This is a genomic window from Methylobacterium sp. E-066 (genome assembly GCF_022829635.1).
In the GTDB taxonomy this organism is placed as follows: Bacteria; Pseudomonadota; Alphaproteobacteria; order Rhizobiales; family Beijerinckiaceae; genus Methylobacterium.
In genome coordinates, this window is the sequence record NZ_JAKSYO010000172.1 from 240,954 (window position 1) to 256,011 (window position 15,058).

At 68.1% G+C, this 15,058-nt stretch carries 16 protein-coding genes; 4 read left to right on the forward strand and 12 right to left on the reverse strand.

Annotated features, from left to right (window positions below; translation table 11 throughout):
• Positions 1 to 163 precede the first annotated feature (163 nt).
• On the forward strand, positions 164 to 1,057 hold the full coding sequence (gene rpoH / locus MKL20_RS24775) for an RNA polymerase sigma factor RpoH (protein WP_007565114.1): 894 nt from the start codon (positions 164 to 166) through the stop codon (positions 1,055 to 1,057).
• A gap of 41 nt (positions 1,058 to 1,098) precedes the next feature.
• Here rpoH and MKL20_RS24780 read toward each other — a convergent pair whose 3' ends face one another.
• The 10 genes from MKL20_RS24780 to hemB all read right to left on the reverse strand — a co-directional run bounded on the left by MKL20_RS24780 (position 1,099) and on the right by hemB (position 10,518).
• Positions 1,099 to 2,493, reverse strand: coding sequence for a histidine kinase (locus MKL20_RS24780; RefSeq protein ID WP_244038897.1), 1,395 nt, complete (start codon positions 2,491 to 2,493; stop codon positions 1,099 to 1,101).
• A 286-nt stretch (positions 2,494 to 2,779) separates the two neighbouring features.
• Positions 2,780 to 4,072, reverse strand: coding sequence for an adenylosuccinate synthase (locus MKL20_RS24785; protein ID WP_092042676.1), 1,293 nt, complete (start codon positions 4,070 to 4,072; stop codon positions 2,780 to 2,782).
• A gap of 143 nt (positions 4,073 to 4,215) precedes the next feature.
• Positions 4,216 to 4,548 (reverse strand): hypothetical protein, encoded by a 333-nt coding sequence (locus tag MKL20_RS24790; RefSeq protein ID WP_243965136.1) that lies wholly within the window; start codon positions 4,546 to 4,548, stop codon positions 4,216 to 4,218.
• An 86-nt stretch (positions 4,549 to 4,634) separates the two neighbouring features.
• Entirely contained in the window at positions 4,635 to 5,486 is an 852-nt protein-coding gene (locus MKL20_RS24795; RefSeq protein WP_244038898.1) for a D-amino-acid transaminase, read from the reverse strand.
• Positions 5,487 to 5,954: 468 nt separating this feature from the next.
• On the reverse strand, positions 5,955 to 6,200 hold the full coding sequence (locus tag MKL20_RS24800) for a DUF2335 domain-containing protein (RefSeq protein WP_244038899.1): 246 nt from the start codon (positions 6,198 to 6,200) through the stop codon (positions 5,955 to 5,957).
• Positions 6,201 to 6,238: 38 nt separating this feature from the next.
• Positions 6,239 to 7,546: an adenylosuccinate lyase gene (purB, locus tag MKL20_RS24805; protein WP_244038900.1), complete on the reverse strand. Its 1,308-nt coding sequence runs from the start codon at positions 7,544 to 7,546 to the stop codon at positions 6,239 to 6,241.
• Between the two features lie 107 nt (positions 7,547 to 7,653).
• Positions 7,654 to 8,400, reverse strand: coding sequence for an arginyltransferase (locus MKL20_RS24810; RefSeq protein ID WP_244038901.1), 747 nt, complete (start codon positions 8,398 to 8,400; stop codon positions 7,654 to 7,656).
• A 124-nt stretch (positions 8,401 to 8,524) separates the two neighbouring features.
• Entirely contained in the window at positions 8,525 to 9,013 is a 489-nt protein-coding gene (locus tag MKL20_RS24815; protein ID WP_243965152.1) for an RDD family protein, read from the reverse strand.
• Between the two features lie 81 nt (positions 9,014 to 9,094).
• Positions 9,095 to 9,463: a hypothetical protein gene (locus tag MKL20_RS24820; protein ID WP_243965153.1), complete on the reverse strand. Its 369-nt coding sequence runs from the start codon at positions 9,461 to 9,463 to the stop codon at positions 9,095 to 9,097.
• Positions 9,460 to 10,518, reverse strand: a complete 1,059-nt coding sequence (hemB, locus tag MKL20_RS24825) for a porphobilinogen synthase (RefSeq protein ID WP_243965156.1) — start codon at positions 10,516 to 10,518, stop codon at positions 9,460 to 9,462. The genes MKL20_RS24820 and hemB overlap by 4 nt, the downstream gene beginning before the upstream one ends.
• A gap of 203 nt (positions 10,519 to 10,721) precedes the next feature.
• On the opposite strand from hemB, the gene MKL20_RS24830 reads away from it, so the two are divergent.
• The gene (locus tag MKL20_RS24830) at positions 10,722 to 11,180 is read left to right on the forward strand and encodes a DUF6163 family protein (RefSeq protein ID WP_243965161.1); all 459 of its coding nucleotides are present in this window, start codon (positions 10,722 to 10,724) and stop codon (positions 11,178 to 11,180) included.
• 162 nt (positions 11,181 to 11,342) lie between these two features.
• A complete protein-coding gene (gene ldtR / locus MKL20_RS24835; protein ID WP_244038902.1) occupies positions 11,343 to 11,855 on the forward strand; it encodes a transcriptional regulator LdtR in 513 nt (170 codons plus the stop codon).
• Positions 11,856 to 11,865: 10 nt separating this feature from the next.
• Here ldtR and MKL20_RS24840 read toward each other — a convergent pair whose 3' ends face one another.
• Positions 11,866 to 12,468 carry an exopolysaccharide biosynthesis protein gene (locus MKL20_RS24840; RefSeq protein ID WP_279594956.1) on the reverse strand — a complete coding sequence of 201 codons (603 nt, stop codon included), beginning with the start codon at positions 12,466 to 12,468 and terminating at the stop codon, positions 11,866 to 11,868.
• A gap of 417 nt (positions 12,469 to 12,885) precedes the next feature.
• Here MKL20_RS24840 and bcsS point away from each other — a divergent pair, with 417 nt between their 5' ends.
• Positions 12,886 to 13,497, forward strand: coding sequence for a cellulose biosynthesis protein BcsS (bcsS, locus tag MKL20_RS24845; protein WP_244038903.1), 612 nt, complete (start codon positions 12,886 to 12,888; stop codon positions 13,495 to 13,497).
• Here the strand turns inward: bcsS and MKL20_RS24850 are convergent.
• Complete coding sequence (locus tag MKL20_RS24850) at positions 13,464 to 15,056, reverse strand: cryptochrome/photolyase family protein (protein WP_244038904.1); 1,593 nt, start codon at positions 15,054 to 15,056, stop codon at positions 13,464 to 13,466. The genes bcsS and MKL20_RS24850 overlap by 34 nt on opposite strands.
• Positions 15,057 to 15,058: the final 2 nt, after the last annotated feature.

A 15,058-nucleotide genomic window follows, 5' to 3' on the forward strand; every position in this document is an offset into this window, starting at 1 on the left:
CGCGCGTTGATGCTGACGGGGGAGTCATCAACCGCTACCGGTCCATCCGGGTCACCCGTAAGAGATGGGTGGCCGGGAGGGTCGGCTCAAGAGCGGCCCGAGTGGACGGCACTGTTGCCCGTCGCGTCCGCCCGTCAGGGGGACAAGAGTCCAGGAGAATGCCATGGCCGGTACGCTGCCCGTGCTCGCCAATGAAGGTGGCCTGTCGCGCTACCTCGACGAGATCCGCAAGTTCCCGATGCTGGAGCCGACGGAAGAGTTCACGCTGGCCAAGAGCTGGCGGGATGCTGGCGACCGTGAGGCCGCGCATCGGCTCGTGACCTCGCACCTGCGTCTCGTGGCCAAGATCGCCATGGGCTATCGCGGCTACGGCCTGCCGATCGGCGAGGTCGTGTCCGAGGGCAATGTCGGCCTGATGCAGGCGGTCAAGCGCTTCGATCCCGACAAGGGTTTTCGGCTGGCGACCTACGCGATGTGGTGGATCAAGGCGGCGATCCAGGAATACATCCTGCGCTCGTGGTCCCTCGTGAAGATGGGTACCACCGCCAACCAGAAGAAGCTGTTCTTCAACCTGCGCAAGGCCAAGGGCAAGATCTCGGCGCTGGACGAGGGCGACCTGCGCCCCGATCAGGTCAAGCAGATCGCCACCCGCCTCGGCGTGCCCGAGCAGGACGTGATCGACATGAACCGGCGCCTGTCCGGCGACACGTCGCTCAACGCGCCCCTGCGCGAGGAGGGCGAGGGCGAGTGGCAGGACTGGCTGGTCGACAACGCCCCGAGCCAGGAGACCGTGCTGGCGCGCGAGCAGGAGGGGCAGAACCGCCTCTCGGCCCTGCGCGACGCGCTCGGCGTGCTCAACCCGCGGGAGCGGCGCATCTTCGAGGCGCGGCGGCTCGCGGAGGATCCGATCACGCTGGAGGATCTGTCCGGCGAGTTCGGCGTCTCCCGCGAGCGCGTCCGGCAGATCGAGGTTCGCGCCTTCGAGAAGGTGCAGGAAGCGGTCAAGCGTAACATCGCCAACCGCGAGCTGCCCCGCACCGGCATCGAGGCGCACTGATCGGCAGAGCCGGCGCGCGAGAAGGCATGCCGGATTTTGCGCTACTGCCAGGCGTCGAAGGCGTTCTGCAGCACCTGGGCGCCGGCGCTCCCCTTCTCGAAGGTGAGCACCGCCCGCTTGCCCGAGGTGTAGCGCACGGCGAGATCGAACCAGTTGCGGTGGAGCAGCAGGTCGGTGTTGCGATCGACGTCGTTCTGAAGCGACGACAGACCGATCAAGAACAGGTTGTCCCGAACCCGGACCGGCAGGCCGGAGAGCGGGGAGCCACGGCCATTCTCGTCGTCCTTGGCCTGGAGCAGGCCGACATCCTGCACCGTCCGCGCGACGTCACCCGTCTGACTGAAGACGAGGCTCACCGTGTGCGAGGCCGGCAGCGTCGCGTCGAGGTTGCGCTGGATGGTCATCACCAATGTCTGCCCGGCATCCGGGATCGTCACGGTCGCGACCACGGCATTCTGGAGCGGCTGGCCCTGTTCGCCGTTCACGGTGTCGAGCCGCCACGTCACCCGGCCGTTGGTCTTCGTCGGCTGCGCGTTGTCGGAGCCCGTGGCCTCCTCGATCAGCTCGGCCCGCTGGGCAACGGAGAGGTTCGGCTGAGCCGGCGACGGCGCGGCCCGCGCCGGTGCGCCGGTGTCCTGCCGTGCCGCGGCCCGCGGCGCCGGGGTCGCCTCGCCGCCGACCCGGTCACCGAACTTGGTCTCGGTGTCGGTCTGCTGTGAGTCCGCTGTCTCGGTGCCGTTCGACGGCAGGTTCTGGGGCCGGTCGCGGAGCATGAAGGCCGCTACGGCGATCAACCCGATCACCACCGCCAGCACGCCGCCGACGAAGGCGTTCCTCAGGATGTGGGAACGCCCGGACCGCGGCGGCACCACCTCGATGCGCGGACGCTGGCGGCCATTGCCGGCATCGCCCAAGGAAGCCCCGAGATCCGGATCTTCGGGCGATGCCGGCGGCTCGGGCACGGGCTGCGGCTCTTCGGGCGCGGCCGACGGGCCCGGCCCGGATCGCGGCGACGAGATCGCGATCGGCGCTTCGCGCGGCTCTGGCTCTGCCCTGGGAATGACGCGCGCGAAGGGCGGTATGGCGGCCGGAAGGACCGGCTCCGGAGCCTTCACGGGCTCGGGAACGGCCGGTTCCGGCGGCGACGGCTCCGGGACTTCCGGTGCCGCGGCGGGCGGCGGGCTCGGATCCGGGACCACAACGGCGTCGTTGGCCGGTGCCGGCAGGCCGCCGTGATCGACTTCGAGCCGCTCGATCGCCGTGTCGAGCGCCCGGCGCTCGAGATCGATATCGGCTTCCGACAGGGGCGGATCCAGCGAGCGGAGCTGGCTGATCAGGGCGTTTCGCGCACGGTCATAGACCGCCTTGCGCAAGGCCGGAGATCGGTCGGGCAGCGCATCGAGGGCGCGTGCCAGAAGCGGGTAGTAATCGGCCATGCTGCCCTGGTCCGCCCCTCCGGCCGCCGTCCGGCGAGGCCGGTCGAAGGCCGAGGACCGATGGCCGCTCCCGCCCCCGATGGTCGGTCACGGCCATCGGCCGGTGATGTTGTGTGCCCGCCGCGCGGATCGGCATCCGCGAGCCGGTTCCTCCGATAGGGTACGGGGCGGTCCGTCACAGGGACCGCCGCCCCGCCGTAAGCTGGTTCTAGATCAAGCGGACGCGGGCTGGATACAGGCTGAACAGCAGAAAAGATGCGTCATCAACGGGATAGGGCGCGGAGCCTCAATCCTCGAAGGGGTTGTGCATCAGGATCGTGTCGTCGCGCTCCGGGGAGGTCGACAGCAGCGCCACCGGCGCCCCGATCAGCTCCTCGATCCGGCGGACATACTTGATCGCCTGCGCCGGCAGATCCGCCCAGGAGCGGGCACCCGCGGTCGTCTCGGACCAGCCCGGGATGGTCTCGTAGACCGGCTCGACCCGAGCCTGAGCCGCCTGGCTCGCCGGCAGATGGTCGATCGTCTGCCCGTCCAGCTTGTAGGCGGTGCAGACGCGGATCTCCTCGAACCCGTCGAGGATGTCGAGCTTGGTCAGCGCGATGCCGTGGATGCCGGAGGTCCGCACCGTCTGGCGCACGAGGACCGCGTCGAACCAGCCGCAGCGGCGCTTGCGACCCGTGTTGACGCCGAACTCGCGCCCACGGGCACCGATGGTCTCGCCGATCTCGTCGTGCAGCTCGGTGGGGAACGGCCCTTCGCCGACCCGGGTGGTGTAGGCCTTGGCGATGCCGAGCACGTAGCCGATCGCTCCCGGGCCGAGGCCCGAGCCCGTCGCCGCCTGGGCGGCCACGATGTTGGAGGAGGTGACGAAGGGATAGGTGCCGTGGTCGACGTCGAGCAGCGCACCCTGCGCGCCCTCGAACAGGATGCGCTTGCCGGCCCGGCGCTGGTCGTCGAGGAGCGACCAGACCGTGTCGGCGAAGGGCAGGATCTTGGGGGCGATCGCGGTGAGCTCGGCGAGCAGCGCCTCGGCATTCACCTCTTCGATGCCGAGACCGCGCCGGAGCGCATTGTGGTGGGTCAGCACCCGCTCGATCTTGGCCGGCAGCGCGTCGATATCGGCGAGATCGACAACCCGGATGGCGCGGCGGCCGACCTTGTCCTCGTAGGCCGGCCCGATCCCACGCTTGGTGGTGCCGATCTTGAGGCCCGCATTGGCGGTCTCGCGGAAGTGATCCAATTCGCGGTGAAGCGGGAGGATCAGCGTGGCGTTGTCGGCAATCCGCAGGGATTTCGGCGAGACCTCGACGCCCTGCGCCTTGATCCGCTCGATCTCGTCGACGAGGTGCCAGGGATCGACCACGACGCCGTTGCCGATCACGGAGAGCTTGCCGCCGCGCACGACACCCGAGGGCAGCAGCGCGAGCTTGTAGGTCACCCCGTCGATGACCAGCGTATGGCCGGCATTGTGGCCGCCCTGGAAGCGGACGACGATGTCGGCCTGCTCGGAGAGCCAGTCGACGATCTTGCCCTTGCCCTCGTCGCCCCACTGGGCGCCTACAACGACGACGTTGGCCATGCCTGCCTGCTTACCCGCGACGGAAACCGGGACGGAGCAGCCCACGGGTGCGGGCTGCGTACGTCCTCTGCCGTTTCCGCGATCCGGGCGGCGAAATCAAGCAAGGCCGCCACATGGCAGCCGGCCTGCTTCGGGAACAGCGCCTATTTCGCTTCGGTGCCGGGGCTCCGGCCGGGCAGTTCCTGCGGCTTGATCACCGGCATCGAACCGGATTCGTCGGGCTTCATGACGGTCCCCGTCGTCCCGGTATCCGACGGCTTGATCACACCGTCGTTCTTCTGAAGCTTGTCGCTCAGCGACTGGTCCTTGGGCGGCGCGTCGGCGCTCGGACGGACACGATCCGGCGGAGTCTGGGTGGACGGCGGCAGGGCCGGATCGGTGTCGCGGCCCTTCAACGGCGCGTCCGGGTTCTGGGCATAGGCGGGGACCGCAAACAGGGCCGCCGCGACCGCGGCAAGCAGGATTCTTTTCGACAAGATTGGTCTCCCCTCTCGGAAAACGTGTTCCGAGAGCAACAGCCGGGTGCCGGATCCGTTCCTGTTTACGGCCCGATGGGTCCGCCTCAGCCCTGTCGGGCGGCCGCGATGTAGAGTTCGCGCAGGCGCCGGGTCAGCGGACCGGGACGCCCCTCGCCGATCGACCGGCCGTCGATCTCGACCACCGGCATCACGAAGGCCGAGGCGCTGGTGTAGAATGCCTCCTGGGCCTCGTAGGCCTCGGCCACCGAGATCAACCGCTCCTCGACGCGCAGGTCGGCCTCGGCGGCGAGCTTCAGCACGGAGGCCCGGGTGATGCCGGGCAGAAGCGCCGTCGAGAGCGGCCGCGTAACGAGCACGCGGTCACGGCTGACGATGAAGGCGGTGGAGGACGAGCCCTCGGTCACGGCCCCGTCCTCGACCATCCAGGCCTCGGCGACGCCGGCCTCGGCGGCCTGCTGCTTGGCGAGCACCTGCGCCAGAAGCGCCACCGACTTGATGTCCCGGCGCTTCCAGCGGAGATCCTCAACGGTGATCACCCGGGCGCCGGATTCCGCGAGCGGGTTGGCCAGCACGGTCTTGGCCTGCGTGAACATCACCACGGTCGGCTCGGTCCCGGCCTTCGGGAAGGCGAAGTCGCGCTCGGCCACGCCGCGGGTCACCTGCATATAGACCAGCCCCTCGGTGACGCCGTTGCGCGCGACGAGTTCGGTCTGCAACTTCTCCCATCCGGCCGCATCGTGCGGGTTGCGGATGCCGATCTCGCCGAGCGAGCGATCCAGGCGGGCGAGATGCGCGGCGTTGTCGACGAGCTTGCCGTCGATGATCGCCGAGACCTCGTAGATCCCGTCCGCGAACAGGAAGCCGCGGTCCATGATCGGCACGCGCGCCTCCTCGAAGGGGAGGAATGCGCCGTTGAGGTAGACGATGCGGGACATGGTGTCGGCTCTCTATCCGTCTCTTGCTTTGAAAGTTCAGTGGGTGCTTTGGGTCGGGCCTCTCGGGGACCAACCGAAAGGTTTTCGGGCTCGCTCACCCGGCTGACAACACTCGGCCGCTGCGCGCCCCAAACGAACACGCCAGCCAATCCCGAGATCGGTGTCACCAAGGCGGCAATGGCGTAGACGTTGGTGCCTTGCGCTACGGCATATGCGCCGAGCGCGATTGCTCCGGAAGCGAGAGCCGTGCCGAGAAACAGGCACAGGTGACGATAGATCCGCGCGTGAGAAGCGTCGGCCACCATTGTTCGGAGCCGAGCCCGCCGTTCGTCGTCATCCGTCTCCAAAGCGCGAAAGTACGCATCCAAGAAGCGCGCGCCGCTACCCGGCACGACAGCTTCGAGTTCCGTGACCACGCCGAGATCCGGCCAGACGCCGCTCGACGGCTTTGGCGGCCTCAGCGCCATCTCAGTGTTCGAAGACCTTCGCGAAGAACGCGGCAAAACCGACGCATGCGCCGGAGACGCCGATCAGCAGCGAACCATAGGACAGCAGCCGTGTGAGGCGCTCCTCGCGTGCCAGAAGCTTCTGGACCCAAAGATCCCGCTCCGACTTTTGCTCAGCCAGCGCCACGATACGCTCGGCAGAGCCCGGCAGGACCCGCTCGTATCTCTCCAAGTCGCCCGGTGCAGGGAGTGCGAAGGAATCGGACATCGTGAACTCATAGCACGAGTCAGGTCTGCCCGGTGCGCTCAGACTGCGCCGAACACCCGCGAGAAGATCGTGTCGACATGCTTGAAGTGGTAGCCGAGGTCGAAGCATTCCTCGATCTGCTCGGGGGAGAGCGCCGCCGTCACGTCGGCATCCGCCTTCAGCAGGGCCAGGAAATCGCCCTCGCCGCGCCAGACCGGCATCGCGTTGCGCTGGACCAGCCGGTAGGAATCCTCCCGGGACACGCCGGCCTGGGTGAGGGCCAAGAGCACCCGCTGCGAATGGACCAAGCCGCCCAAGCGGTCGAGGTTCTTCTGCATGTTGGCCGGGTAGATCAGCAGCTTCTCGATGACGCCGGTCATGCGGGCCAGCGCGAAGTCGAGAGTCACGGTGGCGTCGGGGCCGATCATCCGCTCCACGGAGGAGTGGGAGATGTCGCGCTCGTGCCAGAGCGCGACGTTCTCCAGGGCCGGGACGACGTAGCCGCGAACCATCCGGGCGAGACCGGTGATGTTCTCGGTCAGCACCGGGTTGCGCTTGTGCGGCATGGCCGAGGAGCCCTTCTGGCCCTCGGAGAAGAACTCTTCCGCCTCCAAGACCTCCGTGCGCTGGAGGTGGCGGATCTCGATGGCCAGGCGCTCTAGGGACGAGGCGACGACACCCAGCGTCGCGAAGAACATCGCATGGCGATCGCGCGGGATGACCTGGGTGGAGACCGGCTCCGCCGTCAGGCCCATCTTCTCGGCGACGTACTGCTCCACCCGAGGATCGATATTGGCGAAGGTGCCGACCGCGCCGGAGATCGCGCAGGTCGCCACCTCTTCGCGCGCCGCGACGAGGCGGCGCCGGTTGCGCTCGAACTCGGCATAGGCCTGCGCGAGCTTGAGCCCGAAGGTCACCGGCTCGGCATGGATGCCGTGCGAGCGGCCGATGGTGGGCGTGAGCTTGTGCTCCAGCGCCCGGCTCTTGAGGGCCGCCAGCAGTGCGTCGACATCGGCGATCAGGATGTCGGCGGCGCGCACCAGCTGCACGTTGAGGCAGGTATCCAGCACGTCCGAGGAGGTCATGCCCTGGTGGACGAAGCGGGCCTCCGGACCGACGATCTCGGCGAGATGGGTCAGGAACGCGATGACGTCGTGCTTCGTCACCGCTTCGATCGCGTCGATGCGGGCGACATCGAACACCGCGTCCTTGCCCTTGGCCCAGATGGTCTCGGCTGCCGCCTTCGGCACGACGCCGATCTCGGCCAGCGCGGTGGTGGCATGGGCCTCGATCTCGAACCAGATCTTGAAGCGGCTCTCGGGCGACCAGATCGCCGTCATCGTCGGGCGGCTGTAACGGGGGATCATGGGGGCCTCGGCACGGTCGGGACTGCGTGCGTGGCCGGTAGCATGCGCCGGCCCGGCCGCTCAATGCGGTTCGCGCAGGCTTGGACGACGCGATTGGGACGCGCCTCTCAGGGGACCCGGACCCAGCCCGGGCCCATGAGGCGCTCCTGCGGGCGGAAGCGGGACTTGTAATCCATCTTGCGCGAGCCCTCGACCCAGTAGCCGAGGTAGAGATACGGCAACCCGAGCCGGCGGGCCCGGCGGATATGGTCGAGGATCATGAACGTGCCGGGCGAGCGCCCGGCCTCCTCAGGATCGTAGAACGAGTAGACCATCGACAGCCCGTCCGCGAGAACGTCGGTCAGGCAGAAGGCAAGCGGCGGCCCGAAGCCGCGCCCGGTGATCGCCGTGTCGGGGCCGCGCCGCCGGTACGACACGAGATGCGTGTCGACGTGGCTGTCCTCGATCATCATGGCGTAGTCGAGCACCGTCATGTCGACCATGCCGCCATCGCCGTGGCGGGCGTCGAGATAGCGGCGGAACAGGGCGTATTGCTCGGAAGCCGGCCGGTTCGGCTCGGGCGTGCCGATCCAGTCGTCGCTGCGCGCCAGAATCCGCCTCTGGCTGGCGCTCGGCTCAAAATCGTCGACCACCACGCGCACCGAGATGCAGGCCCGGCAGGTCTCGCAGGCCGGCCGATAGGCGATGGTCTGGGAGCGCCGGAACCCGCCCTGGGTCAGGATCTCGTTGAGGTCGCGGGCGCGGCGCCCGACCAAATGGGTGAACACCTTCCGCTCCTCCTGGCCCGGGAGGTACGGGCACGGCGAGGGGGCGGTGAGGTAGAATTGCGGAGTGTCGCGCGGGTGGCTCGTCACGCTCGGTCTTGGCCCTGCACCGGGTGGTCCTCGCGGCGCCGGCAAATCAGTGTACAGGCAGCGCGGCCGGGCTCAATGCCCCCGACCGGCTGCCGAACGAGAATTTCGCCGCGGCTTCGGCACTTCAGCGGGCGTGAACCACGGCCAATCCGAGCAACAGGTCGTGACCCAGCCGGCGATCCGATCGCATCAGCCCGAAGGCGATGTCGAGGAACCAGAGCAGGAAGGTCGAGACCGCGACGTAGAACAGCAGAGCGTGGACGGCGGCCGTAATGAAATCGACCGGCCCGCCCCGCTCGGGAGCGACGACGCGCAGACCCATCAGCCGCTGCCCGATCGTGCTCTGCCTGGCGCCGCCGACCGTGATCGCGCTGTAGATGATGCCGCTCGCCGGCAGGACCGCGAACAGGGTCCAGCCGAGCCCGAACGTCACCACGCCGATCACCGTGATCACCAGCGTCAGCAGGGCGGTGAAGCCGAAGATGAACAGGATGTCGAGGAGGTACGCGACCGTGCGGGCGCCCAGGCTCGCGCGAACGAACGGAATGGGCAACGAGGCCGTGTAACCGGGGGTCTCGAAGCGCTCGGCGTAGCCGGGTTGAGGGTTCTGCATGGTGTCGCGTCCTGCAAGCGAGGCTGCGGAGAAAAAGGTGGGTGCGCCCTGCACCGGCCGCAAGAGCCGTCCGGATCGGGTTCAACGCTCGGCGGGATCGTCGGCCTCGGCATCCGGCGTGTCGAGGTAGAAGCGCTTCAGCAGGTAGAGCGAGGATCCCGACAGGCTGGTGCCCTCGGTGGCCAGGGCGATGAGGGTCGCTCCGGCGTCGAAACGGCAGGTCAGCCAATGCTGCCGGTTGCCCTCGGCGTAATCGACCCGGACCGTATCGGCCGCCGGCCCGGGGGCCGCCCGCAACAACCGGATGCCGGGCTGGGGCGCGACCGCCGGGAGGGCGCGGCGGCACGTCGCGACCCGCTCCCGCCGCAGGGTATCCTGGCAGGCGGCGAGCCCCCCAAGGAAACCCGCCACCACCGCCGCCCCGAGGAGCCAGCGGCGCCGGTGCCTCACGAGGCGTTGCGCAGGCGCTCGGCGACCCGAGGCGCATGATAGGTCAGGATCCCGTCGGCGCCGGCGCGCTTGAAGGAGAGGAGGGCCTCGACCATGGCGCGGTCGCCGTCGAGCCAGCCGTTGCGGGCGGCGGCCTCGATCATCGCGTACTCGCCCGACACCTGATACGCGAAGGTCGGCACCTGGAACTCGTCCCGCACCCGGCGGATGATGTCGAGATAGGGCAGCCCCGGCTTGACCATCACCGAATCCGCGCCCTCCTCCAGGTCGAGGCGGACCTCGCGCAGGGCCTCGGCGGAATTGCCCGGATCCATTTGGTAGGTGCGCTTGTCGCCCACGAGCGCAGCCTTGGTGCCGATCGCGTCGCGGAACGGCCCGTAGAACGCGCTGGCATACTTGGCCGCGTAGGCCATGATCTGCACGTCGAGGAAGCCGGCCTTGTCGAGCCCGGCCCGGATCGCGCCGACGCGCCCGTCCATCATGTCCGAGGGGGCAATGATGTCGGTGCCGGCCTCGGCCTGGATCAGGCTCTGCTCCACCAGAACCGCCACGGTCTCGTCGTTCAGGATGGCGCCGTCCTTCATCAAGCCATCGTGGCCATGGCTGGTATAGGGATCGAGCGCCACGTCGGTCATGATGCCGACCTCAGGGACCGCTCGCTTCACGGCGCGCACCGCCCGACAGACGAGATTGTGGGCGTTGAGCGCCTCCGAGCCCGTCGGATCACGCAGCTCGACCTCGGTGTAGGGGAAAAACGAAACCGCCGGGATCCCCAGCCGCGCGGCCCGCTCGGCGTCGCGCACGATCTCGTCGACGGAGAGCCGCTCGACCCCCGGCATCGACGCGATCGGCTCGCGCCGGCGCTCACCGTCGATCACGAACATCGGCCAGATCAGGTCATCGACGGTGAGCGTGTTCTCGCGGACCAGCCGGCGCGACCAATCCGCCTTGCGGTTGCGGCGCGGACGCTGGGTGATCTTCAGCCCCTCCGGCCGGGCGCTCTCACGAGCGGCCTCCAGGGCGATGGGACGCGGCTCGGGCAAGATGTCTGACATGCGGCTTCGGTATCGTGCGCGCGGTGAAGCGAGGATCGCGCGGCGCATCGGCGCTGGGGACGCCGGACTAGCACAGTGGCCGGGCGCGGCGAAATCAAACCGTTGACGTAGGGCACCGGAACCGCTTCAACCCGGGCCATCCCCCACCATGAACCCGGCCTCCCGACGATGCACCGGCCCATTCCACCCGCGAGCGCACCGTAGTGCCCGGCTCCTTCCCGATCCGGCGCAAGGGGTCTCGTCCGGGCGACGCGCCGACCGATCGGATCGAGCGCGCGCAAGGGCCGGCCCCCGGCACCTGGGACACGGTGCTCGTCTGGTTCATGCGGGTCACGGCGCTGTTCTGGCTGATCAAGAGCATCGGGTCCTGGGCCACGATCCTCGACGTGCTCCCCGGAACGCGTCCCTTCGAGATCGAGCCGTTCGGCCGGCAGGCGGCGATCGTCTACTTCGCCGTGGTGGATGCGTCGGCGGCGATCGGCCTGTGGCTGACGAGCGCCTGGGGCGGCGTGATCTGGTTGCTGGCCGTCACATCCGCGATGACTTTAGCGGTGTTGACCCCGCAACTTGTACCGATGCCGGTGCCGCTGCTCGTATTCGGCCTGACGGTCGTGCTGATGTACTTCCTGCTGTCCTGGATGGCCGCGCAGGAAGCACGGTGAACGAACCGTTCTGATCTTCGCTTCAGTTTGTCTTTACCGCGAAGAGTAAATCGGGAATTCATCCTGTCGCTTAAATCGCCTTTCATTCCCGACCCATAGCTTAGCCATCATCAGCGGCACCGCATCGAACGGAAGCCGCGGCATCAGACGGTGAGGCAGACGATGAAGACCCAGAGCGCCCGAGTCGCGAAGAACGAGACCCCGGAAGAAGTCCCGTCCGCCAAGGGCTCGTACCTGGAGGCGCTCCACTTGGTCGAGCGGCTTCACCGCCGGCTCCTCGACGTGATCAAGGACGAGTTCGAGCGGCGCGGCCGCGAAGACGTCAACAGCGTCCAGGCGCTGCTCCTGTACAATATCGGCGACAAGGAGCTGACCGCGAGCGAGCTGCGGACGAAGGGCTATTATCTCGGCTCCAACGTCTCCTACAACGTCAAGAAGCTGGTCGAGGCCGGCTACCTGCACCACGCCCGGTCGAAGACGGACCGCCGCTCGGTCCGGATCAGCCTCACCGACAAGGGTCGGCAGGTCCACGAGATCATCCAGGGGCTCTACGACAAGCATGCTCGCACGATCGCGCCGATCGGGGGCATCTCGGACGACGATTTCGGCCGGTTGAACACGGCTCTCGGCCGGCTCGAGCGCTTCTGGACCGACCAGATCCGTTATCGGCTCTGATCCGTGCGCGTCACAGGTTCAGGAGACCCGCGATCCCGGCGATGACCGCGTAGGCGAAGCCGGCATTGATGGCGACGCCGAACAGGCCGATCACCAACCCGCCCATCACGACGAGGCCGTCGCGCTCGACGAGGCCGAGGCCCACGAGACAGACGGCGAGCCCCAGAGGGATCTGCCCGACGATCGGCGCGGCCACGATCAGCGCCAGCGCCAGCGCCAACAGGGCGATCCCCATGCCGCGCATGCCCAGCGCGGTTTCGAACACGCTGACCCGGGGGCGCGACCAGCGCTCCAGCCGCCGCAAGATCGGAACCGCCCGGGTGACGGCGCGCCGTACATCGGTGAGCGCGATCGAGCGGCCGAGCAGGATCCGCGGCAGCCACGGCGCCGACATCCCCGCCGCGATCTGAACCGCCACGAGCAGCAGCAGCAGACCGCAGATCAGCGGGATCGGCGGCGGCATCGGCAGGCAGTTCGGCAAGCCGAGCAGCACGACGAGCAATGCGAAGGCGCGGTCCCGCAGGACCGCGACGATGTCGCCCACGGTGAGGCGCTCCCCCTCCTGGCTCGCCAGCACAGTGAGGACGTCTGACGTTCGTGCACCGGCAGTCAAGGATCCGCCAACCTTCGCTGTCCTGGCGCGGGCTCTAGCCGAGATCACCCGGCAGGCCAAGCGCGGGGCGTCCGCGCGATCCCATACCGGATCCGAACCGAAGGATTCACACCTGAGGTCGGGTCGATCTGACTTGAAGTAAATCCTACGTCATCGGAAGCACAATTTTCTGCGACTGGAACCTCTCAGCCGACTTTCTCGCGCAACCCCAAATATCTTTCTGGTGGACCTGTGGTGAATTGCGCTGCACTCTACGTCAATTAACACGAGGTTTACGGACTCGCCATCGGGGACCGTTTCGTGCGCAAGCGCCGGACCGCCAGGAAAAGCTGCAAGCGGACGCGTATAGCTGCTCTGGCGGCCTCGGCGCTCCTCATACAAGAGTCTCCGGCATGCAGCGGCGAGATCGACACGCTGTTGTTCGGCAGCCTCGATGCGGGCGCCGCGACATTTCTCACCGTCGGGGCCAAGCTCGGGCTGGGCTCCCTCGACCACGACGGCTTCACCGTGCTGGCGAGCGTCGGCAGCGGTCGGCAGCGAGAACGCGGCGACTTCGGCCTCCCGCGCACGCGCTATACGTTCAGCGCGGCGGCGGTGCTCGGCTATCAATGGTTCTTCGACTGGGGCGTGGCGGCCATCTTCGCGGGTCCCGAAGGTTCGATCGAGATGCTGGCCGACCCGCGCGCCCTGGCCGCCTCGCCGGCCGCGTATGGCCTGCGCCTGCACGGCGAGATCTGGGCACGCCCGACCGAGAACACGCTCCTCCAGGCGACCGCCATCCTGGGCTCGACGCGCAGCAGCCTGTGGACGCGGCTGGCCTGGGGCTATCGGAGCTGGGACACCTATCTCGGGCCGGAACTCAGCGTCTACGGCGACGAGACCGGCTACCGGAAATGGAATCTCGGTCTGCACGCGACCGATTTCGCCATCGCCCGCTACAGTTTTCGTGTCTCCGGCGGTCTCCAGACCGAGTCGGGCCGGCGACGCGCATCCCCTTACGTGGCCTTGGCAGTCTGGTCGCCCTGGTGAACGGGTTCGGCCGTGAGAGATTCCAGGAAGCGGGCCGCATCCTGCCGAATCTCGGTCCGGCGCGCGTCCCCCATCCCGCGAAGTGTTCGAAACGGCATCGCCATGCGCGGGTTGCCCGCCAGCCTGTCTTCGTTCTCGATCAAAAAGTTCCAGTAGAGGTAGTTGAACGGGCAGGCATCCGGCCCCGCCTTGACCTTCACGTCGTACGCGCAGGTGGCGCAGTAATCCGACATCCGGTCGATATAGGCGCCCGAGGCCGCGTAGGGCTTCGAGCCCATCACGCCCCCGTCGGCCCACAGCACCATGCCGTGGACGTTGGGCAGTTCGACCCATTCGTAGGCGTCGGCGAACACGATCAGATACCATTCCTCCACCTGCGCCGGGTCCAGGCCGGCGATCAGCGCGAAATTGCCGGTCACCATCAGGCGCTGGATGTGGTGGGCGTAGGCGTGGGCCCGGGTCTCCGCGACCACGTTGGCGATGCAGTTGAGCTTTGTCGCGCCCGACCAGTAGAACCAGGGCAGGTCCCGGTTCGCGCCCAGCGCGTTGGTCTCGCGGTATTCGGGCATCCGCGCCCAGTAGACGCCGCGGACATATTCCCGCCAGCCGAGGATCTGCCGGATGAACCCCTCGACGCAGTTGAGCGGCGCCAATCCGTCCCGGTAGGCCCGCTCGGCGGCCCAGCAGACTTCCTCGGCGGTTAGGAGGCCGGCGTTGAGCGGCGGCGAGAGCAGCGCGTGGTAGAGGAACGGCGCACCCGCCTTCATGGCGTCCTGATAATCGCCGAAGGTCGGCAGGCATTCAGCGATGAAATGCTTGAGGGCCGCGAGCGCATCGACCCTGGTCACCGGCCAGGAGAAGGTCGCCAGGTCGCCGAAATGGTCGGCGAACTCCCGCTCGACGAGCGCGATCGCCTCCCGGGTGGTCGCGTCCGGCTGAAAGCCGATCCGGTCCGGCAGCCGATGTCCCTTGGGGAGGCGTTTCCGGTTGTCGGGGTCGAAGTTCCAGCGGCCGCCGACGGGCTCGCCACCGTCCATCAGCAGGCCGGTCCGACGGCGCATGCCGCGATAGAACGTCTCCATCCGCAGGTGGTGGCGGCCCTCGGCCCAACGGGCGAAATCCTCGCGCGGACACAGGAAGCGATTGTCCGCGCGGACCTCCACCGGCACGGGCAGCGTCTCGCGCCAGTCCTGCATCATCTCCCAGACCCGCCACTCGCCGGGCTCGGTGACGACGACCCGCGCGGGCGCATGGCGCGCCACCGCGCGTTCCAGTTCGCCGGTGAAGCTGCCGGTGTTGCCGGGATTGGTCAGGCGGACGTAGTCGACCGTGATTCCTTCGGCCTCCAGCTCGGCCGCGAAATGGCGCATGGCGGCGAACAGGAAGGCGATCTTCTGCTTGTGATGGCGGACATAGGTCGCCTCGTCCCGCACCTCGACGATCAGGACGACATCCTGCGCGGGGTCGAGATCGGTCAGGCTCGACACCCGCCGGTTCAGCTGATCGCCGAGGACGAACCGGAGCGTGCGTCCGGTGCGCGATGCGGATTGCGCCGGCACCC

Excerpts from the sequence above, each read along its gene's own strand:
- rpoH (WP_007565114.1), top strand. The coding sequence starts at position 164 with ATGGCCGGTACGCTGCCCGTGCTCGCCAATGAAGGTGGCCTGTCGCGC.
- MKL20_RS24780 (WP_244038897.1), bottom strand. The coding sequence starts at position 2,493 with ATGGCCGATTACTACCCGCTTCTGGCACGCGCCCTCGATGCGCTGCCC.
- MKL20_RS24785 (WP_092042676.1), bottom strand. The coding sequence starts at position 4,072 with ATGGCCAACGTCGTCGTTGTAGGCGCCCAGTGGGGCGACGAGGGCAAG.
- MKL20_RS24795 (WP_244038898.1), bottom strand. The coding sequence starts at position 5,486 with ATGTCCCGCATCGTCTACCTCAACGGCGCATTCCTCCCCTTCGAGGAG.
- MKL20_RS24800 (WP_244038899.1), bottom strand. The coding sequence starts at position 6,200 with ATGTCCGATTCCTTCGCACTCCCTGCACCGGGCGACTTGGAGAGATAC.
- purB (WP_244038900.1), bottom strand. The coding sequence starts at position 7,546 with ATGATCCCCCGTTACAGCCGCCCGACGATGACGGCGATCTGGTCGCCC.
- MKL20_RS24815 (WP_243965152.1), bottom strand. The coding sequence starts at position 9,013 with ATGCAGAACCCTCAACCCGGCTACGCCGAGCGCTTCGAGACCCCCGGT.
- hemB (WP_243965156.1), bottom strand. The coding sequence starts at position 10,518 with ATGTCAGACATCTTGCCCGAGCCGCGTCCCATCGCCCTGGAGGCCGCT.
- ldtR (WP_244038902.1), top strand. The coding sequence starts at position 11,343 with ATGAAGACCCAGAGCGCCCGAGTCGCGAAGAACGAGACCCCGGAAGAA.